The sequence below is a fragment of the Stenotrophomonas sp. YJH_SMC_119 genome, from assembly GCF_059368315.1.
This window is the reverse complement of record NZ_JCAFRP010000005.1, coordinates 144,428-169,884: the sequence shown is the minus strand read 5'-3', so window position 1 is coordinate 169,884 and position 25,457 is coordinate 144,428. Positions and strand designations below refer to the sequence as shown.

At 67.5% G+C, this 25,457-nt stretch carries 18 protein-coding genes; 9 read left to right on the top strand and 9 right to left on the bottom strand.

The annotated features are described in order from the left end of the window. Positions 1-41 precede the first annotated feature (41 nt). The 3 genes from AC5P6S_RS09975 to AC5P6S_RS09965 form a co-directional block, all read right to left on the bottom strand. Positions 42-572, bottom strand: coding sequence for a hypothetical protein (locus AC5P6S_RS09975; protein ID WP_043034182.1), 531 nt, complete (start codon positions 570-572; stop codon positions 42-44). Positions 573-623: 51 nt separating this feature from the next. Further along, a complete protein-coding gene (locus tag AC5P6S_RS09970) occupies positions 624-932 on the bottom strand; it encodes a DUF3861 family protein (protein WP_005408441.1) in 309 nt (102 codons plus the stop codon). Between the two features lie 295 nt (positions 933-1,227). Beyond that, positions 1,228-1,626 carry an HU family DNA-binding protein gene (locus tag AC5P6S_RS09965; protein WP_005408442.1) on the bottom strand — a complete coding sequence of 133 codons (399 nt, stop codon included), beginning with the start codon at positions 1,624-1,626 and terminating at the stop codon, positions 1,228-1,230. A 372-nt stretch (positions 1,627-1,998) separates the two neighbouring features. On the opposite strand from AC5P6S_RS09965, the gene AC5P6S_RS09960 reads away from it, so the two are divergent. Then, entirely contained in the window at positions 1,999-2,430 is a 432-nt protein-coding gene (locus AC5P6S_RS09960; RefSeq protein WP_005408443.1) for an OsmC family protein, read from the top strand. Between the two features lie 158 nt (positions 2,431-2,588). Here the strand turns inward: AC5P6S_RS09960 and AC5P6S_RS09955 are convergent, their stop codons facing one another. Both AC5P6S_RS09955 and AC5P6S_RS09950 read right to left on the bottom strand, forming a co-directional pair. Next, a complete protein-coding gene (locus AC5P6S_RS09955; RefSeq protein ID WP_099480374.1) occupies positions 2,589-3,467 on the bottom strand; it encodes a PhzF family phenazine biosynthesis protein in 879 nt (292 codons plus the stop codon). A 140-nt stretch (positions 3,468-3,607) separates the two neighbouring features. Beyond that, positions 3,608-4,480 carry a PhzF family phenazine biosynthesis protein gene (locus AC5P6S_RS09950; RefSeq protein ID WP_060380765.1) on the bottom strand — a complete coding sequence of 291 codons (873 nt, stop codon included), beginning with the start codon at positions 4,478-4,480 and terminating at the stop codon, positions 3,608-3,610. Positions 4,481-4,555: 75 nt separating this feature from the next. On the opposite strand from AC5P6S_RS09950, the gene AC5P6S_RS09945 reads away from it, so the two are divergent. From AC5P6S_RS09945 to murD, 3 genes are all read left to right on the top strand, one after another. Then, positions 4,556-7,150, top strand: a complete 2,595-nt coding sequence (locus tag AC5P6S_RS09945; protein ID WP_024956952.1) for a bifunctional aspartate kinase/diaminopimelate decarboxylase — start codon at positions 4,556-4,558, stop codon at positions 7,148-7,150. A 76-nt stretch (positions 7,151-7,226) separates the two neighbouring features. After that, positions 7,227-8,579 (top strand): UDP-N-acetyl-alpha-D-muramoyl-L-alanyl-L-glutamate epimerase, encoded by a 1,353-nt coding sequence (gene murL, locus AC5P6S_RS09940; RefSeq protein WP_043034178.1) that lies wholly within the window; start codon positions 7,227-7,229, stop codon positions 8,577-8,579. Then, positions 8,560-9,969, top strand: a complete 1,410-nt coding sequence (gene murD, locus AC5P6S_RS09935; protein ID WP_495204589.1) for a UDP-N-acetylmuramoyl-L-alanine--D-glutamate ligase — start codon at positions 8,560-8,562, stop codon at positions 9,967-9,969. The genes murL and murD overlap by 20 nt, the downstream gene beginning before the upstream one ends. Positions 9,970-10,024: 55 nt before the next feature. Here murD and AC5P6S_RS09930 read toward each other — a convergent pair whose 3' ends face one another. Further along, positions 10,025-10,618, bottom strand: coding sequence for an SMI1/KNR4 family protein (locus AC5P6S_RS09930; protein ID WP_464049617.1), 594 nt, complete (start codon positions 10,616-10,618; stop codon positions 10,025-10,027). Between the two features lie 132 nt (positions 10,619-10,750). On the opposite strand from AC5P6S_RS09930, the gene AC5P6S_RS09925 reads away from it, so the two are divergent. Further along, positions 10,751-11,542, top strand: coding sequence for a dienelactone hydrolase family protein (locus AC5P6S_RS09925; protein ID WP_100437970.1), 792 nt, complete (start codon positions 10,751-10,753; stop codon positions 11,540-11,542). Positions 11,543-11,730: 188 nt separating this feature from the next. Here AC5P6S_RS09925 and AC5P6S_RS09920 read toward each other — a convergent pair whose 3' ends face one another. Next, positions 11,731-12,729, bottom strand: a complete 999-nt coding sequence (locus tag AC5P6S_RS09920) for a polyprenyl synthetase family protein (protein ID WP_100443170.1) — start codon at positions 12,727-12,729, stop codon at positions 11,731-11,733. A 215-nt stretch (positions 12,730-12,944) separates the two neighbouring features. Here AC5P6S_RS09920 and AC5P6S_RS09915 point away from each other — a divergent pair, with 215 nt between their 5' ends. Next, entirely contained in the window at positions 12,945-14,558 is a 1,614-nt protein-coding gene (locus AC5P6S_RS09915) for an alpha-glucosidase family protein (RefSeq protein WP_495204588.1), read from the top strand. A gap of 205 nt (positions 14,559-14,763) precedes the next feature. Here AC5P6S_RS09915 and AC5P6S_RS09910 read toward each other — a convergent pair whose 3' ends face one another. Together AC5P6S_RS09910 and AC5P6S_RS09905 are read right to left on the bottom strand one after the other, a co-directional pair. After that, positions 14,764-17,517: a TonB-dependent receptor gene (locus AC5P6S_RS09910; RefSeq protein WP_495204587.1), complete on the bottom strand. Its 2,754-nt coding sequence runs from the start codon at positions 17,515-17,517 to the stop codon at positions 14,764-14,766. A gap of 216 nt (positions 17,518-17,733) precedes the next feature. Next, entirely contained in the window at positions 17,734-19,785 is a 2,052-nt protein-coding gene (locus tag AC5P6S_RS09905; RefSeq protein WP_099524223.1) for a glycoside hydrolase family 97 protein, read from the bottom strand. Positions 19,786-20,022: 237 nt separating this feature from the next. Between AC5P6S_RS09905 and AC5P6S_RS09900 the strand changes: the two genes are divergently transcribed. Genes AC5P6S_RS09900 through AC5P6S_RS09890 form a run of 3 tightly spaced genes read left to right on the top strand, consistent with a single transcriptional unit; the run spans position 20,023 to position 25,414 of the window. After that, positions 20,023-22,215 carry a glucosidase family protein gene (locus AC5P6S_RS09900; RefSeq protein WP_495204586.1) on the top strand — a complete coding sequence of 731 codons (2,193 nt, stop codon included), beginning with the start codon at positions 20,023-20,025 and terminating at the stop codon, positions 22,213-22,215. Next, positions 22,212-23,699: an MFS transporter gene (locus AC5P6S_RS09895; RefSeq protein WP_012479383.1), complete on the top strand. Its 1,488-nt coding sequence runs from the start codon at positions 22,212-22,214 to the stop codon at positions 23,697-23,699. The genes AC5P6S_RS09900 and AC5P6S_RS09895 overlap by 4 nt, the downstream gene beginning before the upstream one ends. Further along, a complete protein-coding gene (locus AC5P6S_RS09890; protein ID WP_044569633.1) occupies positions 23,699-25,414 on the top strand; it encodes an alpha-amylase family glycosyl hydrolase in 1,716 nt (571 codons plus the stop codon). The genes AC5P6S_RS09895 and AC5P6S_RS09890 overlap by 1 nt, the downstream gene beginning before the upstream one ends. The last annotated feature ends 43 nt before the right edge of the window (positions 25,415-25,457 follow it).

Genomic DNA, 25,457 nt, shown 5'->3' with positions numbered 1-25,457 from the left:
GCCGGGGCGGCTGAATCGCGCGTGCATGCCGCTGCAATGGTTCAGTCCAGCGTTGGCCGCAGTTGCGCCGACTGGATCTGCCAGCCGCGGCCATCAGCACTGGGCTGCACGCGGTACCAGCCGCCGAAGCGGAAGGTGCCTTGCGTGGTGACCGCGCGGATCCGCACCGGCACCTCCAGCAGCTTGGGAGGATGCTGGCCGTCGCGTGCCACCGGGGGCTCGCTGTCCAGCCGCAGCGTACGCACGCCCTGCAGCTGGCGTATGGCAGCGTCATCTGCGCGGTGCGGGTCGGCCGGTGGAATCGCCCATGCCGCATCGCTGGCGCTGCGGTTGCGGTTGAGCAGCGCGATCACGTAGCGGTTGAGCATCACCGATGGTGGTTGGGCGTCGGCAGCGACCGCAGCGAACAGCGGATCGATCGCCGGTGTCTGCAGGGACGCCGCTTCGGTGCTGGTAATGCCCTGCGTTCCGGCGCTGGCGACAGCCGGCGCTGGCGCAACATCAGGCGCTGCCGCAGGCTTGGAGCAGCCGAGCAGCGCCAGGGGCACGATCAGGAAAAGCGTCCTGCGCATGCCTCCTCCCCGAGGCGATGTGGGGGAGACAGTGTATCGGCTGCGCGGGAATCAGCGGGAGGAGGGCAACTGCTCCAGCGCATCCAGTGCCGGCAGCACCTGCCCGGCGATGGCGGCCAACGCATGTCCATCGGTCTCTGCGTGGCGCTGCACGATGTCGCGCAGCAGCTGGGTGGCGATCACCAGGGTCGCGCGTTCATCACCGCTGATGCCAGCGGTGCGTGGCGCCGCTTCCAGCAGGCGCATCAGGTCGCGGCTGGCGCGATGCTCCAGTTCGATGGTGCAGCGCCCGGTGCACTGCAACCCGTCCTTTTCGATGGGGGTCACCGAGATCCGGTAGCGGGTGGAGGGGCTGGCCATGAGGGGATGCTCGCCGTTGCTGTGGAGGATGCGCCCACCTTAGGCAAGGCCGTGCCCGGCGGCGATGGCCGGGGCTGCACGCAGTGTTCCACCCGGTACGTTCCAGGGCCTGCCCAGGCCGCGCCTGGCTAATGGCGACGGGCTTGAACGGGGATTTTCCAGTATGCGGCAACGCTGTGTTGCGGATGCCCCGGGGCGGCGCATCCACGCGTGGCGTGGACCTGCTGCCGGGAACGTGCAAAAGAAAACGGGACGGCCAGAGCCGTCCCGTCGGAATCCGCGTTGGGGCGCGCGCTTACAGCGCGGCGTCCTTCAGCTTCTTCAGCGGACGCACCTTCAGCTTGGTGGTGGCCGGCTTGGCAGCGAACCACTGCTCTTCCTTGGTGAACGGGTTGATGCCCTTGCGCTTCGGCTTGGCCGGCACATTGACGGTGGTGATCTTCAGCAGGCCCGGCAGGGTGAAGGAGCCAGCGCCCTTCTTGTGCACCGAGGAGGCAACGGCGCTTTCCAGCGAGGCCAGCACAGCGCGGACGTCCTTGGCGACGACGCCGGAGGCTTCAGCGATGTGTGCAACCAGGCCGGACTTGGTCAGCACTTCCTTGATCGGCTTCGGAGCGGCCGGCTTGGCGGCTGCCTTCGTCGCGACTTTCTTCACTGCCTTCTTCGGGGCAGCCTTCTTAGCGGTCTTTGCCATGGTTTCCTGTTCCGTGAACGGTTGGTTGTTTGGTCGGCGCCGAACCCCGTCGGCAAGCGCAATGTAGGGCAACTCTTGGGCGCCGCCAATAGCCCGAAGCGCGGAAAGTGCATGTTTTTTCATATCCAGGCCGATTCAGTACATGGCGCGCCGTGGGGGACGGGGGTGTGGCAACGCGCGCGACGGCCCACGCCCGCCCATCGGCGGAATGCGCGAAACCACTGAAAACAAGAGAAAAATGCGTTTCCGGCTGGTGAGAAAGTGTCCACGCGCCGGGTTCGGAAGGCGACCTGCGGCGTGCGGCGGAGCGACGCAGGGCTAACGCCTCCCGTGCGAGGGTGACCGTTCATCACCGTCACGCAGGAGCAGCACATGGGAATCTCGCGACACGCCACCGCGCACTGGGAAGGCGATCTGAAGTCGGGCAAGGGGCAGCTGAGCACGCCGCAGAGCGGGCTGCTGGACAAGACACGCTACGGCTTCAACAGCCGTTTCGGCGACGAAAAGGGCACCAACCCGGAAGAGCTCATCGCTGCTGCGCACGCCGGTTGCTTCACCATGGCGCTGTCGGCCAAGCTCGGCGAAGCCGGCTTTACCCCGACCTCGCTGGATACCGAAGCCAAGGTCGATCTGTCATTGGAGGGCGGCCCGCAGCTGTCGCAGATCCGGCTGAAGGTGAAGGCAGTGGTGCCGGGTATCGATGCGACGCAGTTCCGCGCGATTGCCGATGACGCCAAGCAGAACTGCCCGGTGTCCAAGGCGCTGAGCGCGGTGCCGATCAGCCTGGAAGCCGAGCTGGGCTGAGGGTAGTGCCGGCCGCTGGCCGACAACCGCATGATGTCGAGGTCCAGGTGACAGCCGGCCAGCGTTATGGCGGCCTTCCTGGCCGCCACCCTCCGGGCCGTCGCGTCCGACGTTGGCAGCGGCTCCTGCCGCTGCCTTCGGCTCCACCTCGATGGTGTTTACCAATCGATGGTGCCGCTGATCACCGTCTGCACCTGCCCGCCAGACCAGACCTCGCCGTCCTGGTCGACCAGCAGGGTCAGGCGCGCGTCATGGCCGACTTCGCGGCCCTGGCTGACTTCAAACGGCGTCCGTCCACGCGGCAGCGCGTCACGCAGGTCCAGCCACGCGGCCAGCACCGCATTGGCCGCACCCGAGGCGGCGTCCTCGAAGCGGCGTCCATTGCCGACGAAGGCACGTACGGCCAGGTCGAAACCCTCGCTGCCATCGCTGAAGGCATAGGCGAACACGCCCATGCTGTCGGTGGATTCAGCCAGTGCGGCCACTGCATCCCAGTCTGGCTGCAGCGCGCGCAATGCGGCCTCGTCGGCCACCTGCACCACCCACCAGCTGCGGCCACCCTGCATGCGTGCCGGCGGCAGTGTGCCCAGCGGCCAGCCCTTCAGCGCGGCCTGCAGGCGAGGATCGGTGGCCTCGGCAGTCTCGGCCAGCTGCGCGCGCGGGGTGCGGATGGCGATGCGCTGCTGCGTACCCTCACCGCTGACGCGCAGCGGCAGCGCGCCGGCAATGCCGTCCTGCACCAGCACGCCGTCGACCGCTGCGGCCAGGCCCGCCTGCAGCACCGCATGCGCGGTGCCGACGCTGGGGTGGCCCGCGAACGGTACTTCCTTCTGCGGGCTGAACATGCGCAATCGATAGCTGGCGCCCGGCACCTGTGGCGGGAACACGAAGGTGGTTTCGGGCAGGCGCGTCCAGCGCGCGATGGCCTGCATGCTGGCGTCGTCCAGGCCCTCGGCATCGAGTACCACGGCCAGCGGATTGCCAGCGCCGGCGCGCGGGGAGAACACGTCCAGCTGCAGGAAACGGCGGGTGGACATCAGGCGGCACTCCAGTAAACAGGCCGCATAGCGTAGCGCGGGGCACCAAAAAGGGGACGGAGGGAATTAAGTCGCTTTTGCCTCATGTGCCATAAGCGACTTAATTCCCTCCGTCCCCTTTTTCCCCTTTTTCCCGTGGGCTACCAGCGGATGCTGCCGTCGATCACGCACTGCACCTGGCCGCCGATCCACACCGTGCCCTGCGCATCAACCTCGACCTGTACGCGACCATCGCGACCGACTTCGCGGCCCTGGCTGGCGACGTAGCGGCCCTCGCGGCCGGGCAGGGCATCGCGCTGGCGCAGCCAGGCGCCGATCAAGGCATTGGCGCTGCCGGTCACCGGATCTTCGGGCACGGCGGCTGCATCAGCGGGGCAGAAAGCGCGCACCACCCGGGTGTGGTCGTCGCCGGCCTCGTCGGCGAACACGGCCACACCGGTCGCGTCGGTGGCGAGGCTCCAGTCGGCCAGCGTGGCCATGTCCGGCACAAGGTTGCGTACGGCGGCGGCGTCGCGCAGCGGCAACAGCCACCAGCGTGCGCCGTTGTCCCACAGTTCGGGCACGTGCCCGCTGTCGGCCAGCGCCAGCAGCGCTTCGGGCGCTCCGTCGGCCGCGGTGTCCAGTTGCCGCGCCGGTGGGCTGGCCAGCTGGATCTGCAGTGCCTCGGCCGGGCCGCTCACCCGTACCGGCAGCAACCCCGCCGCACATTGCTGCAGCAGGGCACCGTCGTGCGGTTGCGCCTGGCCGCAGGTCACCGCCGCCCAGGCGGCGCCGACGCTGGGGTGGCCGGCGAAGGCCAGCTCGCGGGTCGGGGTGAAGATGCGGATGTGGTAGTCGGCGCCCGGCGTGCTGGGGCGCAGGAAGAACACCGTCTCGGACAGGTTCAGCCAGGCGGCCAGGGCCTGCATCTGGCTGCTGGAGAGCCCGTCGGCGTCCAGGATGACGCCCAGCGGGTTGCCGGTGCCGGGGCGGGGGGCGAAGACATCGAGCTGCAGGTAACGGAGGACGGCCATCTACGGGGATATTGCGCTTAGAATCAAAGGTTCCGCCCCCGAGGGCGGCTTCCCCACATTCTACATAGCCAATCCATGTCAGCTTCCCCCCTTGTCGATCGTTGGATCGTACTGAAGTTCGGCGGCACCTCGGTGTCGCGTCGTCACCGCTGGGACACGATCGGGAAGCTGGCGAAAAAACGCGCGGAAGAGACCGGCTCGCGCGTGCTGGTGGTGGTGTCGGCGCTGTCCGGGGTCACCAACGAACTGACCGCGATCGCCGATGGCGCGCCCGACAGCCGGGACCGCGTGGCGGCGCTGGTCGAACGCCACGAGGCCTTCCTGGTTGAACTCGGCCTGGGCCGCGAGGTGCTGGCCGATCGCCTCGCCGCGCTGCAGGGCCTGCTCGACGATGCGCGTGCAGCCACCCGTCCGCTCGACTGGCAGGCCGAAGTGCTGGGCCAGGGCGAGCTGCTGTCCTCCACCCTGGGTGCGGCCTACCTGCACGCTTCGGGCCTGGACATGGGCTGGATGGATGCCCGCCAGTGGCTGGACGCGATGCCGCCGCAGCCGAACCAGAGCGACTGGTCGCAGCGCCTGTCGGTGAACTGCCAGTGGCGTGCCGACGCGGAATGGATGCAGCGCTTCCGTGCGCAGCCGACCCGCCTGCTGATCACCCAGGGCTTCATCTCGCGGCACGCCGATGGCGGTACCGCCATCCTCGGCCGCGGTGGCTCGGATACCTCGGCGGCGTACTTCGGTGCGCTGCTCGGTGCCAGCCGCGTGGAGATCTGGACCGATGTGCCGGGCATGTTCAGTGCCAATCCGAAGGATGTGCCGGACGCGCGCCTGCTGACCCGCCTGGACTATTACGAGGCGCAGGAAATCGCCACCACCGGCGCCAAGGTGCTGCACCCGCGCTCGATCAAGCCGTGCCGCGATGCCGGCGTACCGATGGCCATCCTCGATACCGAGCGCCCGGAACTGCCCGGCACCAGCATCGATGGCAGCGCCGCGCCGGTACCAGGGGTGAAGGCGATCAGCCGCCGCAACGGCATCGTGCTGGTGTCGATGGAAGGCATCGGCATGTGGCAGCAGGTCGGCTTCCTGGCCGATGTGTTCAATCTGTTCAAGAAGCACGGCCTGTCGGTGGACCTGATCGGTTCGGCCGAAACCAACGTCACCGTGTCGCTGGATCCGTCCGAGAACCTGGTCAATACCGATGTGCTGGCCGCGCTGTCGGCCGACCTGTCGCAGATCTGCAAGGTGAAGGTGATCGTGCCGTGTGCGGCGATCACTCTGGTGGGCCGTGGCATGCGTTCGCTGCTGCACAAGCTGTCGGACGTGTGGGCGACCTTCGGCCGCGAGCGCGTGCACATGATCTCGCAGTCGTCCAACGACCTGAACCTGACCTTCGTCATCGACGAGGCCGATGCCGATGGCCTGCTGCCGGTGCTGCACGCCGAGCTGATCGACAGCGGCGCGATGCCGGTGGAAGAGACCGAAGTGTTCGGCCCGCGCTGGCGCGAGATCGCCGGCACCGTGCGCCCGCGTGGCACGCCGTGGTGGCGCGGCCAGCGTGCGCACCTGCTGCAGCTGGCCGATGCCGGTACGCCGCGCTACGTCTACCACCTGCCGACCGTGCGCGCCCGCGCCCGCGCGCTGGCCGCGATCAAGCCGATCGACCAGCGCTACTACGCGATCAAGGCCAACAGCCACCCGGCCATCCTGCAGCTGCTGGAAGCCGAAGGCTTCGGCCTGGAGTGCGTGTCGCATGGCGAACTGAAGCACGTGTTCCAGCACCTGCCGGAACTGTCGCCCAAGCGCGTGCTGTTCACTCCCAGCTTCTGCCCGCGCAGCGAGTACGAAGCCGCATTCGCGCTGGGCGTGACCGTGACGGTCGACAACGTCGAGGCACTGCAGCGCTGGCCGGACCTGTTCCGCAACCGCGAGCTGTGGCTGCGCGTTGACCTGGGCCGTGGCGAGGGCCACCACGCCAAGGTCCGTACCGGTGGCAAGGAGTCCAAGTTCGGCCTGCCGATCGCCCGTGTCGATGAGTTCGTGCGCGCAGCCACTGATCTGGGCAGCCGCGTGGTCGGCCTGCACGCGCACCTGGGCAGCGGCGTGGAGACCGCGCAGCACTGGCGCCTGATGTGCGATGAGCTGGCCGGTTTCGCCCGCCGCATCGGCAGCGTGCAGACCATCGACATCGGCGGCGGCCTGCCGATTCCGTATTCCGCCGAGGACGAGCCGTTCGATCTGGATGCCTGGGCCGAGGGCCTGGCTGAGGTCAAGGCGCTGCATCCGGCGTTCCGCCTGGCGATCGAGCCGGGCCGCTACCTGGTGGCCGAATCCGGCGTGCTGCTGACCCACGCCACCCAGGTGGTGGAAAAGGACGGCGTGCGCCGTGTCGGCCTGGATGCCGGCATGAATGCATTGATGCGCCCGGCCCTGTACGACGCCTGGCACGACATCGAGAACCTCAGCCGCCAGGGTGGGTATGCCGAGGCGGCGTTCGATGTGGTCGGCCCGATCTGCGAGTCCAGCGACGTGTTCGGCAAGCGCCGCAAGCTGCCGGTGTCGACCGCGCCGGACGACGTGATGCTGATCGCCGATGCCGGCGCCTACGGCTATTCGATGGCCAACACCTACAACCAGCGGATGCTGCCGCGCGAAGACGTGATCGAATGATCGCCGCGCGCGCCCTGCACCCGCCCACCGACACGCCGCGCGCCATCGCGCGGGCCCGTGCCTGACCGGATACACCATGACTGCTTTCGACAAACACCAGGTTTCCCGCTTCCGCTTCGTCCGCTGCGAATTCGCCGCGGAGACCGGCGTGGCCAGGCTGGTCTATGCCTTTGATGACGGCCCGGAGATGGTGGAGACCATCACCGTGCCGGGCGCCCCGTTCGTGCTGGACGAGGCGCGTGCCGCCGCCGTGCAGCGTGCGCTGCAGCTGCTGCACCTGATCGCCGGTGTCAGCTACTACAAGGCGGGCGTGCCGGAGACGGTCAGCATCGACAGCTACAGCATCGATGCCGATACCGCCGCACTGGTGGAGACCATTTACCTCAACGGCCTGGGCGAATTCGCCTACCGCAATGGCCTGAACCTGCGCGGCCGCTTCCGGTTGCCGGTGCAGGGCGAGGCCGTGCAGGCGCCGTCGCTGGGCCTGCAGCCGCACGCGCTGGTGGCCATCGGCGGCGGCAAGGATTCGCTGGTCAGCATCGAAGCGCTGCGCCGTGCCGGCGTGGACGAAACCGTGACCTGGATCGGTGGCTCGCAGCTGATCCGTGCGTGCGCCGAGCGCACCGGCCTGCCGACATTGAACCTGGGCCGCACGCTGGCACCTGAACTGTTCGAGTTGAATCGCCAGGGCGCATGGAACGGCCATATCCCGGTGACGGTGGTGAACTCGGCGATCATGGTGCTGGCCGCGTTGCTGCACGGCGTGGACCAGGTGGTGTTCTCCAACGAGCGCTCGGCCAGCTACGGCAGCCAGATTCCGGGCACCGGCGAAGTGAATCATCAGTGGTCCAAGGGCTGGGCCTGCGAGCAGGCGTTCGGCAGCCATGTGCAGAAGTACGTGGCGGCGGACCTGCAGTACTACTCGCTGCTGCGCCCGATGTCCGAGCTGGCGGTGGCCCGCCAGTTCGCCAAGAGTGACTTCTACGACGCGCATTTCTCCAGCTGCAACCGCAACTTCCACATCCTCGGCGAGCGCCCGGTGAACCGCTGGTGCGGCGTCTGCCCGAAGTGCCACTTCGTGTTCCTGGCGCTGGCCCCGTTCATGCCCAAGACGCGCCTGGTGCGTATCTTCGGCCGCAACCTGCTGGACGATGCCGAGCAGGCCGGTGGCTTCGATGCGCTGCTGGAATTCCAGGACCACAAGCCGTTCGAGTGCGTGGGCGAAGGCCGCGAATCGCGTGCGGCGATGGCGACCCTGGCGCAACGCCCGGAGTGGAAGGAAGACGTGCTGGTGAAGCGCTTCTGCAACGAGATCCAGCCGCAGCTGGATGCCGCCGAACTGGAACTGGCACCGCTGCTGCAGCTGCAGGGCGAGCACCGCGTTCCGGCTGCGCTGTGGGAACGGGTGCGTGAAGATTTCGAAGCTTGAAGGAAAGCGCGTTGCGCTGTGGGGCTGGGGCCGTGAGGGCCGCGCCGCGTTTGCGGTGCTGCGTGAGCGCCTGCCCACGCTGCCGCTGAGCCTGTTCTGCCCGGCGGCTGAAGTCGAGGCCGCGCGTGCGGAAACGCAGGGCGTGCTGGACGTGCGTGGCGAGCCTTCTGCTGAAGCGCTGGCCGCGTTTGACGTGGTGATCAAGTCTCCCGGCATCAGCCCTTACCAGCCAATCGCGCTGGCGGCGGAAGGGCAGGGCACCCGCTTCATTGGTGGCACCGCGCTGTGGTTCGCCGAACACGCGGCCGACGATGGCATCGTGCACGACACCGTGTGCGTGACCGGTACCAAGGGCAAGAGCACCACCACCGCGCTGGTTGCGCACCTGCTGCGTGCCGCCGGCCATCGCACCGGCCTGGTGGGCAACATCGGCCTGCCGCTGCTGGAAGTGCTGGATCCGCAGCCCGCGCCCGAGTACTGGGCGGTGGAACTGTCCAGCTACCAGACCGGCGAAGTGGCACGCAGTGGCGCCCGCCCGCAGGTGGCGGTGGTGCTGAACCTGTTCCCGGAGCATCTGGACTGGCACGGCAGCGAACAGCGTTACATCGAAGACAAGCTGCGGCTGGTGACTGAAGCCGCACCGCGCATCGCCGTGCTCAATGCCGCCGATCCGCACCTGGCCGCGCTGTCGCTGCCCGACAGCGAGGTGGTCTGGTTCAACCAGCCGCAGGGCTGGCACATGCGCGGTGACATCGTGCATCGCGGCGAACAGCCGGTGTTCGATACCCGCAACACGCCGCTGCCGGGCCGCCACAACCGCGGCAACCTGTGCGCGGTGCTGGCCGCGCTGGAAGCGCTGGGGCTGGATGCCGTGGCGCTGGCGCCGGCGGTGCAGGACTTCCGTCCGCTGCCCAACCGCCTGCAGCGCATCGGCGTGGCCGATGGCCTGACCTACGTCAACGATTCGATCAGCACCACGCCGCATGCCAGCCTGGCTGCGCTGGAGTGCTTCGCCGGCCAGCGCATTGCGCTGCTGGTGGGCGGGCACGACCGTGGCCTGGACTGGACCGATTTCATGCAGCACATGGCGCACGACGTGCCGCCGGTGGAGATCGTGACCATGGGCAGCAACGGCCCGCGCATCCACGCCATGCTGCAGCCGCTGGCCGATACCGGTCGCTTCGGTCTGCATGCGGCCGGTGACCTGCCCGAAGCGATGGCGTTGGCACGCGCCGCGCTGGGTGAGCAGGGTGGGGTGGTGCTGCTGTCGCCGGGCGCACCGAGCTTTGGTGCGTACCGCGATTACGTGGCGCGTGGCCGTCATTTCGCCGAGCTGGCCGGATTCGACCCGGACAGCATCAGCGCGATTCCGGGCCTGGGCATCGGGTAGTGCCGGCCGCTGGCCGGCAACCCTCCGGAGAAATTCATCCACGCATGGCGTGGATCTACTGATCCTCGTCGATGAATGCGTAGCCGCCGTCGATCAATTGCTGCAGATACGCATCGAAGCTGGGGGCGATCACCGCATAGCTGTCCGGGTCGTGCAGGTAGCGCACCACCTGGCCGACCGTGCCGCCCGGTGCGGGGTTGAAATCCAGGTAAAGCATCGACGTGCCGCCGTTGTTCATGCAGTGCGAGAAGCACAGGCGGCGGTTCATCGGCAGATCCGCGTCGATGCCTTCACCCAGAATCTCCGGCTCGTCATCCAGCCACTCTTCGTAGATCGAACGGATGCTGTCGTCCCATTGCTGCTGGTCCTCGAAGATCTGCGCGACCGAACGCAGGTAGTACGGGTAGCCCCCGTCTTCCACGTCCGAGCCGAGCATCAGCACGCAGACCCCGCCGCCGGGGTACTCGCGGAAATGGGTGCCATCGACGCGGGACAACAGTTCCACCAGGCTGTCAGGCACCTGCGGCCATTGCATGCGCAGGCGCTGCAGGTCTTGTGCGCTGGCGCCCTGGACGTGAGCCCATTGCGGGGCATCGTCGGCAGGCAGGCGTGGGATCAGGCCAGACAGAAAGCGGTCAACAAGGTTCATGCGAAAAAGGGGACGGAGGGGATTAAGTCGTATCCAACCACACCTGCGTCACGTCGCCAATGCAGAATGCGACGCGGGAGGGGCGAATACGGCTTAATCCCCTCCGTCCCCTTTTTCTTGCGGAGCAGGCGCATGAATCGTTGGCGATGCGGTGTGGCGGTGATGCTGGGGCTGGCGGCGATGCCGGCGTGGGCGGCGATGAAGACGCAGCCGGTGGAGTGGAAACACCAGGGCACGACCTTCAGTGGCGTGCTGGTCTATGACGACGGCGACAACGACAAGCGCCCGGGCCTGGTGATGGTGCCGAACTGGAAGGGTGTGAACGAGTCGGCCATCGAGAAGGCCAAGCAGCTGGCGGGCGATGACTACGTGGTGCTGGTGGCCGATGTGTACGGCAAGGGCGTGCGGCCGAAGACCGATGCCGAGGCCGGGCCGGTGGCGACCAAGCTGCGCAACGACCGGCCGTTGCTGCGGGCACGTGCGCTGGAAGCGGTGAACGTGCTCAAGGCGCAGGCCGGCAAGGTGCCGCTCGATGCCAGCCGGATCGGTGCGGTGGGCTTCTGCTTTGGCGGGACCACGGTGCTGGAGCTGGCCCGTGCAGGTGCGCCGTTGGCCGGTGTGGTCAGCCTGCACGGCGGGCTGGGTTCACCGCTGCCGGCGCAGGCCGGTGGCAGTCACCCGTCGGTGCTGGTGCTCAACGGTGCCGACGACAGGAGCGTGACCGCCGAGGATATCGCCGGTTTCCAGAGGGAAATGAACGCGGCCAAGGTCGACTGGGAGTTCACCAACTACAGCGGGGCGGTGCACTGCTTCGCCGAGCGCGATGCCAACAGCCCGCCGGGGTGCCAGTACAACGAGCGGGCGGCCAAGCGCGCGTGGAAGGCGCTGGATGAGTTCTTCGAGGAGCGCTTCGAGAAACGTTGATCCGCGCAGCGGTAGTGCCGGCCGCTGGCCGGCAACCTCATGATGCTGCGGATGTCATCGGGAATGCCGGCCAGCGGCCGGCGCTACCGGATGCGGTCAATGCGAGCGTTTCCGTGCCGACCAACGGTCGGCACCCACCGGAATGCCGGTGGGTGGGTGCCGACCGTTGGTCGGCACACCTCAACCCGTCAATGCGAGCGCTGCACCGCGTAACGGGCCAGACCACGCAGGGCGGCCACGGCGTCGTTGTCAGCCAGACCATCGAGCGCACGCTCGGCGGCTTCGGCATATTCCTCGGCACGCGCGCGGCTGTACTCCAGGCCGCCGGTAGCACGGATCGCGGCCAGCACTTCCGGCATCGCCGAAGCGTCGCCGTCCTGCACGATGGTGCGCAGGCGCTCGCGGGTGGCGTCGTCGGAGTGGGCCATCGCGTGGATCAGCGGCAGCGTGGCCTTGCCCTCGGCGAGGTCGTCGCCCAGATTCTTGCCCAGTTCCTCGGCATTGGCCGAGTAGTCCAGCACGTCGTCGGCTATCTGGAACGCGTAGCCCAGGTGCATGCCGTAGTCGAACAAGGCCTGCTGGGTGGCTTCGTCCACGCCGCTGGCCAGCGCACCCAAGCGGGTGCCGGCGGCGAACAGCACCGCGGTCTTGCGCTCGATCACGCGCAGGTAGGCGGCTTCGTCGGTATCCGGGTTGTGCACGTGCAGCAGCTGCAGCACTTCACCCTCGGCGATGCGGTTGGTGGCATCGGCCAGGATCTGCATCACCGGCATGCGCTCCAGCTCGACCATCAGCTGGAAGCTGCGCGAGTACAGGAAGTCGCCGACCAGCACGCTGGGCGCGTTGCCCCACAGCGCGTTGGCGGTGCTGCGGCCACGGCGCAGGCTGGATTCGTCCACCACGTCATCGTGCAGCAGGGTGGAGGTATGGATGAACTCGATGATCGCCGCCAGCTGGTGGTGCTCCGGACCGGCCTGGCCGACCGCGTGACCCGCCAGCATCACCAGCATCGGGCGCAGGCGCTTGCCGCCGGCGGAAATGATGTGGTCGGCGATCTGGTTGATCAGCACGACGTCCGAGGACAGCCGGCGCCGGATCAGGGCGTCGACGGCGGCCATGTCGGCCGCGGCAAGCGACTGGATCTGGGGCAGGCCCAGGGCGGGACGGGTGTCTTCGGTGATGGTCATGCGATCAGGCTTTCAGGCTCACCACCGATTATAGGCGCTGGCCGTGAATTCGGGCGCAAACGGGGCTGGCCGGCGTTCCCGGCCCCGCAAACGCTGCCGCCTGCGTGAATACGTATGCAGGTTGCGCCATGCCCGCGAGGCCGCCGCTAAGCTTGCCGGAACAGGATTTCGGCCCGCTTCTGGCGGGTCCCGCATTGCCCGGAGGGGGGCTGTCGATGTCGCACTATCCATGGTGGCGCGGAGCCGTCATCTACCAGATCTACCCGCGCAGCTACCTCGATGCCAACGGCGATGGCGTGGGCGACCTGCCGGGCATCATCCAGCGCCTGGACCATATTGCCGCGCTGGGCGTGGACGCGATCTGGATCTCGCCGTTCTTCAAGTCGCCGATGGCCGACTTCGGCTACGACATCGCCGACTATCGCGACGTCGACCCGCTGTTCGGCAGCCTGGACGACTTCGACCGCCTGCTGGCCAAGGCGCACGACCTGGGCCTGAAGGTGATGATCGACCAGGTGTTGAGCCATACCTCGATCGAGCACGCCTGGTTCCGCGAGAGCCGCCAGGACCGCAGTAATCCGAAGGCCGACTGGTACGTCTGGGCCGACCCGCGCGAGGACGGCACCCCGCCCAACAACTGGCTGTCGCTGTTCGGCGGCGGCGCCTGGCAGTGGGAACCGCGCCGTGAGCAGTACTACCTGCACAACTTCCTGGTCGACCAGCCGGACCTGAACTTCCACAACCCGGACGTGCAGCAGGCCACCCTGGACAATGTGCGGTTCTGGCTGGACCGCGGCGTGGACGGCTTCCGCCTGGATGCGATCAACTTCTGCTTCCACGACGCGCAGCTGCGCGATAACCCGCCCAAGCCGGCGGACAAGCGCGTGGGCCGCGGCTTCAGTCCGGACAACCCGTACGCCTACCAGTACCACTTCTACAACAACACCCAACCGGAGAACCTGCCATTCCTGGAGCAGCTGCGCGCGCTGCTGGATGAGTATCCGGGCGCGGTGAGCCTGGGCGAGATCTCGTCGGAAGACTCGCTGGCCACCACCGCCGAGTACACCCAGGACGGCCGCCTGCACATGGGCTACAGCTTCGAGCTGCTGGTGGACGACTACAGCGCGGCCTACATCCGCGACACGGTCTCGCGGCTGGAAGCGGCGATGACCGAAGGCTGGCCGTGCTGGGCGGTTTCGAATCACGATGTGGAACGCGCGGTCAGCCGCTGGGGCGGCTATCCGGCCGATCCGCGCCTGGCGCGGATGCTGGTGGCGATGCTGTGCTCGCTGCGCGGCTCGGTGTGCCTGTACCAGGGCGAGGAGCTGGGCCTGGCCGAGGCCGCGGTGCCGTTCGAGGCGCTGCAGGACCCGTATGGCATCACCTTCTGGCCGAATTTCAAGGGCCGCGACGGTTGCCGCACCCCGCTGCCGTGGACCGACGCTCCGCTGGCTGGCTTTACCTCCGGCACGCCCTGGCTGCCGATCCCGGCCGAGCACCGGGCGGCGGCGGTGGCCGTGCAGGAGCGCGACCCGCACTCGGTCCTGGCGGCGTTCCGCGCCTTCCTGGCCTGGCGGCGTAGCCAGCCGGCGCTCCTGCATGGCAGCATCCGGTTCATCGAAAGCGCCGAGCCAGTGCTGCTGTTCGAGCGTATGCTTGCAGATGAAACCCTCCTGCTGGCCTTCAACCTGTCGGCCGAAGCGGTGAGCCATCCGCTGCCGCCGGGCAACTGGCAGCAGGTGGCGGTGCCGGGCCCGGATGCGGGCACGGTGCAGGGCAATGAACTCCAGCTGCCGCCGCGCGCGGTGTATTGCGCCCGACGCAGCTGACCGTTTTCTCCGGTGGCGGTACTTGCGGGGACGGGGCCGAAGCGCCCCGTCCCTTTTTTGTGGGTGAGATTGCGGTGAAGGGCATCCACACAAAAGAAAACCCGCTGCCTGCGCAGCGGGTTTCCGGTCCTGCTCCCTGTTTTCTGTTGCCGGCCAGCGGCCGGCACTACCGAGTCCGGGGCGCCGGGCAGGGCCCGGCGCGACCTCAGAACTTGTAGTTCACGCCCAGCATGTAGGTGCGGCCCCATTCGATGTACTCCAGCGGGCGGTCCTTGCTGCCGGCGTAGGTGCGGTACGGCTCGTTGGTCAGGTTGCTGCCCTGCAGCAGCAGGGTGAGACCGCGCAGGGTGCTGCTGTCGCTGAAGGTGTAGCTGATCTGCGCGTCGGTCACGTTCTCGCCGACCACGTAGCGCAGGCTGCGGTTGCCGTTGAAGTTGCCGATCTCGCCGATGAAGTCCGAACGTCGGCGCTGGCTGACGCGTGCTTCAAAGCCACTGCGCTCATAGTAGGCGGTGAAGTTGTACACGCGCTTGGACAGGCCCGGCAGGCTGATCGGGTCGCTGCCCACGCTGGACGCGCTTTCCGGGTCCAGGATGGTGATGTCGCTCTTGTTGAAGGTCGCGCTGGCCTGCACGCCGAACCCGCGCAGGCTGTCGGTCAGCATCTCCAGCGGGAACGACCCGGTCAGCTCCAGGCCCTTCAGCGTGCCGCCCTTGCCGTTCTGCGGCGCGGAGAAGGTGCCGGTGTACTGAACCGGCGCCGCACCTTGCTGAGGAACGTAGTTGCGAAGCAGTTCGGTGAAGTCGTAGTTGTCCACCGACTGGGTGTAGACGTAGCTTTTCAGGTCCTTGTAGAAGATCGCGGCGGCCACGTAGGCCTTCTCGCCGAAGTACTTCTCATAGGACAGGTCCAGTGCGGTGGCGCGCCACGGGTCCAGCAAAGGGTTGCCGCCACTGCCACCGGGGCGGCCGGTGCCGGTATCCACGCCGAACTCCAGGCCGGCACGCATCTGGTCCACGCGCGGCCGCGCAACCTGCTTGGCGGCGGCAAAGCGCAGCGTCTGCTGGTGCGGGAACATGAAGGCCAGGTTCAAGCTCGGCAGCCAGTCGTTGTACTTGCGGCCTGCGGAGTAGGGCTGGATGTTGCTGCCAGCCGGCTGCGAGCTGTCCCAGTAGCGCGAATCCGAGCTCTGGTCGGTGTGCTGCATCTGCACGCCGATGTTGCCGCGCACGCCGACCACGCCGATGTCGGTGTTGATGTTCAGGCGCGCCCACGCGGTGGTGATCTTTTCCTGCACCGTCCACGACTTGGGAATCAGGTAGTCCAGGTTGTCGACCGGGTTGAAGGTCATGTAGCGACCGACTGCGGCCGGCACGTTCCAGGCCGGGATGGTGCCGAGGCCGGCGAAGCTCAGGTCGACCGGGCGGTACTGCAGGTCCGAGGCGATGTTGGCATCACCCTGTGCACCGAGCAGGATGTTGCCTTCGGACTGGGTCTTCACCTTGCGGCGGTCGGCATGGTTCACGCCGATGTCGAGGTCTGGCGCCCACGAGGCAATGGCCTCGGGCAGCGCAATCGTCGCGGCCAGCTTGCCGCCCTTCAGGCGGTCTTCCACCTGCGGCACCTTGCCGTAGCCGGAACCGTAGATGGTGTTGGTCAGGAACAGCGTGTCGGGATTGGAGTAGTTCAGGCCCGGGTTGATCTGCGAGAAGCCGTTCTGGCGGATCGACACGCCGACCGTGTCCAGCTGCGGCATCGGGGTCAGCTGCAGGTTGTTTTCCAGGTTCAGCTCAGCGCGCGTGGCCTTGGAGTAGTTCAGGTCGGCGACCAGCTTGACGCCGCCGAAGTTGAACTCGTTGTTCCAGCCGAACGCATCGATCTTGTCCTTGCGCTTGTTGTACATGCCGCGCACCAGCGGATACACGCCGCTGGCGGTGCCGCCGGTGAACGAGCCGTTGGCGTTGATCTGCGGGTTGCTGACCAGCAGGCCCGGGGTGTAGTTGCCGTTGTAGTTGCTGAGGTTCAGCTCGAACTGGTTGGCGGTGTCGATCTGCTCGGCTTCGGTGTGGAACGCATCGAAGGTGCTGGTCCAGCTGTTGTTCGGACGGAACTGGATCGTGGCCATCACGCCGTCGCGCTTGTTGTTGCCGGTGCGGCGCAGCGCCTTGATGCCATCGGAGAAGTAGGTGCCGGCGCCCACGCCCGGGCGCTCGCCCTTGTCGGTGTGTTCGGTGGTCCACGGTTCGTACAGGCCGACTTGGTTCTCCTGGATCGGCATGTCGCTGTGCGCGTAGCCGATGGCAATGCCCAGGGTCTTGTCCAGGAACTGGTCGATGTAGCTGGCGCTGAAGCGGTTGCCGTACGGATCGACGTTGGCGGCGCGGCCCAGCGAACTCTTCTGGTAGCGGCCGCTGACCGCGATCACGCGCTCGCCAAAGCTGAGCGGGCGTGCAGTCTGCATGTCGATGGTGCCCGACAGGCCCTGGCCGACCAGCGCCGCGTCCGGGGTCTTGTAGACGGTCACGCCGTTGACCAGCTCGGACGGGTACTGGTCGAACTCGACACCGCGGTTGTCGCCGGTGCTGACCACTTCACGGCCATTGAGCAGGGTGGTGGCGAAGTCCGGCGACAGGCCGCGCACGCTGATCACCTGCGCACGGCCGGCCACGCGCTGGGCGGCCAGGCCGGGCAGGCGCGAGATGGATTCGGCGATGCTGACGTCGGGCAGCTTGCCGATGTCTTCGGCGGAAATCGCCTCGACCACCGAGGTGGCGTCCTGCTTGACCGCGATCGCGTTCTCGATGCCGCGGCGGATGCCGGTGACCTGCACCGTATCCAGGTTGGTGGCGGCGGTGGCGGCCGGCGTGGTGGTGCTCTGCGTGGACTGTGCCGACGCCAGCGTCGGCGCCAGCACAACGGCCAGCGCGAGACTCAGCGCACTGCGCTTGTGGTTCAACATTTTCCCCTCCCAGGCAATGTTGCAGATCGATTTGTGAGCGTTCCGGCGGTGCCGTGAACGTGCGACGCGGTGGCCGCTGTCGTCGCCGCTATGGTAGGCAGCGCATTCTTCGCGGGAATCACCCTGCATACGTATTCAATGGCGTTTGCAGGGGTGTAATCGCTTTCAGATCCTGCTTGCGGTGGTGCCGGCCAGCGGCCGGCACTACCGGGGCATTCACAGCGGCGTGAAGCGAATGGCCTGCCCACCGCCCGGTGCCAGCACCAGCGTCAGTGCATCGGCACTGGTCACCTCGCGGGTTTCGCGTGCGAACGCGAACGGGTTGCTGCGGAAATCAGCGCCTTCACCATCACGGTAGATCTCGGCGCGATAGCGCACGCCCGGCTCCAGGAAGCCCAGCGATACCGGCAGCACGCGTCCGTGTTCATCCGTGATGCTGCCGAGGAACCAGTCGCGGCTGTTGCGGTCGCGGCGCACGATCGTCACGTAGTCGCCCACCTCGCCATCGAGCACGCGGCTCTGCTCCCAGTCCACCGCCACGTCCTCGATGAAACGGAACGCCTCGCGGTGCTGCAGGTAGTGTTCGGGCAGGTCCGCGGCCATCTGGATCGGGCTGTACAGCACCACGTACAGCGCCAGCTGGCGGGCCAACGTGCTGGGGATGGCCTGGCCGTGGCGGCCCTTCAGGCTGAGGATGCCGGGGGTGTAATCCATCGGCCCGGCCAGCATGCGGGTGAACACCAGGTTGGCCTCGTGCTCCGGCGGGTTCGGCGGCTGGCCCCAGGCGTTGTACTCCATGCCGCGCGCGCCTTCGCGCGAGATCCAGTTGGGGTAGGTGCGGCGCAGGCCGGTGTCCTTGATCGGCTCATGCGGGTTCACCGACAGGTGCCGGCGCGCAGCCTCCTGCACCACCTTCAGGTGATGGCGGGCCATGAACTGCCCGTCGTGCCACTCGCGCCACAGCGGGCCCCCCGTGGGATTGCGGCGGTCGACCTGGCCATCGTCGCAGACGTAGCCGGTCTTGAACTGGTCCACGCCCAGCCGTGCGTACAGGTCCAGCGCGGCGCCCAGCTGATCCTCGTAGTGCTCGATGGCGCAGCCGGTTTCATGGTGGCCGATCAGGTGCACACCCTTTTTCAGGCCATATGCCGACAGCGCTTCAATGTCGAAATCGGGCGTGGCCCGGGTGAAATCGAAGTCGTAGCCGTTGCCCACCCACATGCCGTCCCAGCCCGGGTTCCAGCCCTCCACCAGCACGCCGCGGAAGCCATGCGCGGCGGCAAAATCGATCACCTTCTTCGTCTTGGCGGTGGTGGCCGCGTGCTTCGGCCCGGTGGCCCAGCTCTCGTTGTCCAGGTGCATCGACCACCACACGCCCACGTACTTGGCCGGCTTCACCCAGCTCACGTCGCCCAGCGCATTGGGCTCGTTGAGGTTGAGGATCAGGTCCGATTCGACCAGGCCGCCGGCGCGGTCGGCAATCTGCAGCGTGCGCCAGGGCGTGGCGAAGGGCAGGGCACGGCGCACCTTCCAGCCTTCGGCCGAGGGTGACAGCTGCGCGCGCAGGCGTTGTCCCTCGGTTCGCCGCAGCCACATGCCGGCGTAGTCCACCAGCGCGGCCTCGTGAATGGCCACATGCAGGCCATCGCGGCCGCGCAGGGTCATCGGCGTATGCACCAGCGGCACCTCGCGCAGCGGCGTGCGCTGGTACAGGTATTCGTAGTGGATCGGTTCGCCGGCGGGAATCCACCAGGCGGTGGAATCCTGCGCGATGGCGAACTCGGTCAGCTCGTCATCGATGATCGCTTCGTGCAGGTTCGGCTGCTCGGGGAACACATAGCGGAAGCCAACGCCATCGTCGTAGACGCGGAACACCACGTCCAGCCGCCGCTTGCTGCCGGTGGTTTCGGCCAGCTGTACGGTCAGCTCGTTGAAGTGGTTGCGGGTGAGCCGGCGCTCGCCCCACGGCTGCTCCCAGCGGTCATCGACGCTGCGCCGCTGCTGGCCAAGCAGGGCGAAATCGCGGTCCAGGCGACCGTCGCGCAGGGTAAAGCCGAGCTTCGAATCCTCCACCACGGGCTCGTCGAAACGCTCGACGCGATAGCGGGCGGTGCCGCCGTCCAGCACGAGACTGACCTTGAGTATCTTGCCCGGTGACTCGACGCTGGCCACCTGTGGCGTGGCCTGTGCCAGCGTGGCCCAGGCCAGCAGGGCCAGACCGAGCAGGTGCGCGATTGCCGCGCGTACAGCAGTGGGTGACATCGGCAGTTCCCCTCCCAAGGCGCCGTTGGCAGACCCGGACCATAAGCCAGTGCGGCAGGCGTGCTACCGCGTGGCGCCATGAATACGTATGCAGCTGGACGCAGCCGACAGCCCCGCGTCTACCATGGGGCCAAGGCACCTTGAGGGAGGGGCCGCGCCCGCCCGCCGGCAACGACGGTGCGGACCTACAACGCGTGCAGAGAGGGAGGGAGGCCGACGGGCGCAAGCCGGTCCGCCGCTTCGATGCTGAAGATCATTTGCCTGACCGCTGCCCTGGGGGCAGCGCTGGGATCGACCGCGCAGGCGGCCGACCTGCAATTCGACGGCCGCCATGCGCGCGCCGAAGCCGCTGCCAACGGCAGCTTCGTGATGCATGCGCCGAAGGGCGCAGTGCAGATCGCAGCCGCACCGATGCGCAGCCAGACCGGCAGCGTGATGTTCGACGCGTTGTTCGCGCTGGCCCAGCAGGAGATGGACCAGAACCGCGTGGACGCGATTCGCGATCCCGCGTTCGACGAAGGCCGACCGGTGCCGTGCGAGTGCTTCCAGACCGGCGCGCGCTGGCCCTATGTGTGGACCCGCGATGTCAGCTTCGCCGCCGATCTGGCGCTGGCGCGGCTGGACCCGGAGCGCACCCGGCAGTCGCTGCAGTTCAAGCTGTCGGCGGCGCGCGACGGGCACACGCCCGGCCTGTTCGTGGCGCAGGACACCGGTTCCGGTGGCAGCTGGCCGATCAGCAGCGATCGCGTGGTGTGGTTCCTGGCGGCCCGTCATCTGCTGGAGGATCGCGCGTTCGCCGACCAGGTCTGGCAGGCGCTGAAGGGCACGCTGGCGCAGGACCGCGCGATGGTGTTCGACGCGCAGGTGGGCCTGTACCGTGGCGAGACCTCCTTCCTGGACTGGCGCGAGCAGACCTATCCGGACTGGACCCGCGAGGACGTGCGCTTCATCGGTGATTCCTACGCACTGTCCACCAACGTGCTGCACTACCAGGCATTGCGCCTGGCCGAACGCCTGGCCGGCCAGCACGGCGACGCCCGCGCGGCCGACTACAAGGCGTGGGCCGATGCGTTGGCGCAGCAGATCGATGCGCGCTTCTGGCGCGAGGATATCGGCCAGTACATGAGCTACATCGGCGAAGCCGCGCACCCGGTGCCGTACGCCAAGGTCGATCTGCTGGGCCTGTCGTTGGGCATCCTCGCCGGGGTGCTGCCGCCCGAGCGCGCGCGCCGTGCACTGGCTGCTTACCCGATGGGGCCAGCCGGCAGCCCCGTGGTCTGGCCGCAGGAAGCGCAGCAGCCGATCTACCACAACCGCGCGATCTGGCCGTTTGTCAGCGCCTACTCGCTGCGTGCGGCGCGGCAGCTGGACGATGCGCCGCGCATCGCCGCCGAGATCCGTTCGCTGATGCGGGGCGCCGCGCTGGCCGGTTCCAACATGGAGAACTACGAGCTGGTCAGCCAGGCCGTGCATGTCGAGGAAGGCGCGCTGAGCGGCCCGGTGGTCAACTCCGAACGCCAGCTGTGGTCGGTGGCCGGGTATCTGTCGATGGTGGTCGAAGGCGTGTTCGGCGTGCAGGACGATGGCCGCGTGCAGCCCAAGCTGCCGGCCGCGCTGGTGCCGGAACTGTTCGGCACGCAGCGCAGCATCAGCCTGGAAGTCACTGGCAAGCGCTATGTGCTGGAGCGTCCGCAGAGCGTGGGCGATGGCTTGCTGGTGGCGGGCAGGACCACCACGCGCGGCACGACCACCACGGTGCAGCTGGTGACTGCCCCGGCAGCAACAGGCTTCGCTGCCACGACTGCGGATGCCAACGCGCGTGCGCCCGCAACACCCGCGGCACCGCAGGCCCTGCGCAGGGGCACGGGTTGGAACGTTCCGGTGCAAGCCGGGCAGGTTCTGTGGAAGGACGGCAGGGCCGTCGTCGCCAGCAATGGCCAGGTGCAGATCAGCGACGATGGGCTGCAGCATTGCCTCAGCCTGACCCGACGCGAAGGCGCGTTGGAATCGCTGCACAGCCCAATGGTCTGCGTCGGTCCGCAGCAGGTGCTGAAGGGTGCGCAGCGCTGGCAGTTCACCTCGGCCAAGGCCGGGCAGGTTCGCCTGCGCCTGCAATATCGAAACCCGAACGGGCCGATCAACACCGGCGTCACGGCTGCGGTCAAGCAGCTGGTGCTGCAGTGCCCGGGCCAGCCGTTGCAGCGGCATACGGTCACGCTGCCGCACAGCGTGGCCGTGCAGGACTCGACCTCGGCAACATTCACGGTGCCAAAGGGGCAATGCACGGTTGCGCTTGAAGAGGGCTTCAACATGAGCGCGCTTGAACATTTCGCGCACTACACCGGTGGCAAGGGCGGCCGCGAGGGCGTGCTCAACCAGGCCCAGGTGCAGGCGCTGACGGTGGCGCCGGTGGCGATGGAAGAGGGTGCACGATGAATCGTCCCGCCAAACCGCAGCTGTCGTTCTGGCAGATCTGGAACATGTGTTTCGGCTTCCTCGGCATCCAGTTCGGGTTCGCCCTGCAGAACGCCAACGCCAGCCGCATCTTCGAGACGCTGGGTGCGGACATCGACGCGGTACCCGGGCTGTGGATTGCCGCGCCGCTGACCGGCCTGCTGGTGCAACCGGTGATCGGTTACCTGTCCGACCGCACCTGGACCCGCTGGGGTCGTCGTCGTCCGTACTTCATGATCGGTGCGGTGTTGACCACGCTGGCGCTGCTGGTGATGCCGAACTCGCCGACGCTGTGGATCGCGGCCGGCACGCTGTGGGTGCTGGATGCTTCGATCAACGTATCGATGGAGCCGTTCCGTGCCTTTGTCGGCGACCAGCTGGCGCCACGCCAGCGTCCGGCCGGCTACGCGATGCAGAGCTTCTTCATCGGCGTGGGCGCCATCGTCGCCAGCTTCCTGCCATTCATCCTGGCCCACTTCGGCGTTGCCAACACCGCGGCCGCCGGGGAAGTGCCCGACACTGTGCGCTATGCGTTCTACTTCGGCGCGGTGGTGCTGCTCGCGGCGATCACTTGGACGGTGGTCAGCACCCGCGAATATTCACCAGCGGAGCTGGCCGGGTTCGATGATGCCGAGCCACCGGAACATCACGCGGCGGCCGCGATCAACGGCCCGGCTTCATGGACGCGGGTGACCCTGTGGCTTGGGTTGGGTGTGTTGCTGGCGCTGCTGATCACCTGGCGGCAAGGCGACAGGATGCTGTACGTGCTGGCCGGCCTGTGCGCCGGCTACGGCCTGCTGCTGGCGGCGGCGCGCGCGCTGCCGGCCACGCATATGCTGGCCGCCATCGTCGGCGACCTGCGCGCGATGCCGGTCACCATGCGCCGCCTGGCGTGGGTGCAGTTCTTCTCGTGGTTCGCGCTGTTCGCCATGTGGATCTACACCACCGCTGCGGTGGCCGGTACCCACTTCGGTTCGACCGATCCACAGTCGGCCGCCTACAACGAAGGTGCCAACTGGGTGGGCGTGCTGTTTGGCGCCTACAACGGCTTCGCTGCGCTGGCGGCGGTGCTGATTCCGCCGATGGTGCGTGCGATCGGCCTGCGCTGGAGCCACCTGGTCAACCTGTGGCTGGGCGGCGCCGGCCTGGTCTCGCTGATGTTCATCCGCGACCCGCACTGGCTGCTGCTGTCGATGGTGGGTGTGGGCTTTGCCTGGGCCTCGATCCTGTCGTTGCCGTATGCACTGCTGTCCGACAGCGTGCCGGCGTCGAAGATGGGTGTGTACATGGGCATCTTCAATTTCTTCATCGTGATCCCGCAGCTGGTGGCGGCCAGCGCGCTTGGCTTTGCCCTGCGCGCATGGCTGGGTGGCCAGCCGATGCATGTGCTGGTGCTGGGCGGCTGCAGCCTGTTCCTGGCCGGCCTGTGCGTGCTGCGGGTTCCGTCCCGTCCGGAGGTGGTGTGATGCGTGGTGTCCTGGCTGTTGCTGTTTCCCTTGCCCTGTTCGCCGGCCAGGCCGCGGCCGCGCCGCGCCCGGACTACGTCGGCACCACCGAGCCGTTCGCCAGCGATGCGGTGTACTTCGTGGTCACCGACCGCTTTGTCAACGGTGACCCGTCCAATGACCATCGTGACCAGGGTGGCGCGCACCGCACCTTCGATATCCCGGTGCCATGCCCGGACAAGGTGGACGGCAACATCGGCTATCTCGGCGGCGACTTTCGCGGCGTGCTCGACAATGCGCAGTACATCCGCAACCTGGGCTTCGGTGCGGTGTGGATCACGCCCATCGTCGACAACCCGGACGAGGCCTTTACCGGCAGCAAGCCGATCAGCTGTACCAGCACGCTGACTGATCGTGGGAAGACCGGTTACCACGGCTACTGGGGCATCAATTTCTACAAGCTCGACGAGCACCTGCCGAGCAGGGGCCTGGACTTCGCCGGGCTGACCAAGGGCCTGCACGGTGCTGGCTTGAAGGTGGTGCTGGATATCGTAGGCAACCACGGTTCGCCGGCCTGGACCATGCCGACACGGCAGCCGCAGTTCGGGCAGATCTTCGACAAGGACGGAAAACTGATCGCCGACCACCAGAACCTGCCGCCGCAGAAACTGGATCCGAAGCACAACCCGTTGCACGCGTTCTACAACAACATCGGTCCGGTCGACAGCAAGGACGGCTCGATCTTCGACGGCAACCTGGCCGAGCTGTCGGACTTCAACCAGGACAATCCGGCGGTGATGGACTACCTGGTCGGCGCCTACCTGCAGTGGACCGCGCAGGGCGTGGACGCGTTGCGCATCGACACCATCGGCTGGCTGCCGCACCCGTGGTGGCATGAATTCGTCAAGCGCATCCGCGCCGAGCATCCGGGCATGTTCATGTTCGGCGAAGCGTTCGACTACGATGCCGCGCGCATCGCCGAGCACACCTGGCCCGCCAACGCGAACGTGAGCGTGCTCGATTTCCCATTGCGCGGCGCGCTGGAGCAGACCTTCGGCACCGCCGGCAAGGGCTTCGAAACCCTGGCCGAGCCGCTGCACCTGAGCGGCGGACCGTACGCCAACCCGTACGAGCTGATGAGCTTCTACGACAACCACGACATGCCGCGCCTGCAGGCCAGCGACGATGGTTTCATCGATGCGCACAACTGGCTGTTCACCGCGCGCGGCATTCCGGTGGTCTACTACGGTTCGGAGACGGGCTTCATGCGTGGCCGTGCCGAGCATGCCGGCAATCGTGCGTACTTCGGCCAGCCGCGTGTGGATGCGGCGCCGAAGAGCCCGATCTTCGCGCCGCTGCAGCGTATCGCCAGGCTGCGCGAAGCCACCCCGGCGCTGCAGCGCGGCCTGCAGGTGAACGAGCGCCTGCAGGGCGATGAGGCAGTGTTCTTGCGCGTGCTGCAGCATGGCGAGGTGGCGCAGACCGCGCTGGTGCTGCTGAACAAGGGCGACCACGCCAGGACCCTCACCGTGGCGCGTTTCGTCCAGTCCGGCCGCTGGCGCGATGCGCTGGACGGCGGTTCGTTGCAGGTGAACGGTCCGCTGAAGGCCGACGTGCCCGCGCACGGCGTGAAGGTCTATGTGCTGGACGCTGCCGTGCAGCAGCCGGCGCTGCAGGCCGAGCTGGACAAGGCGATGGCCGACCAGAAGGCGCGGGACCAGCGTCTGGGGCGGTAGTGCCGGCCGCTGGCCGGCAGCCCCGGATTCCGGGTACCTGCAG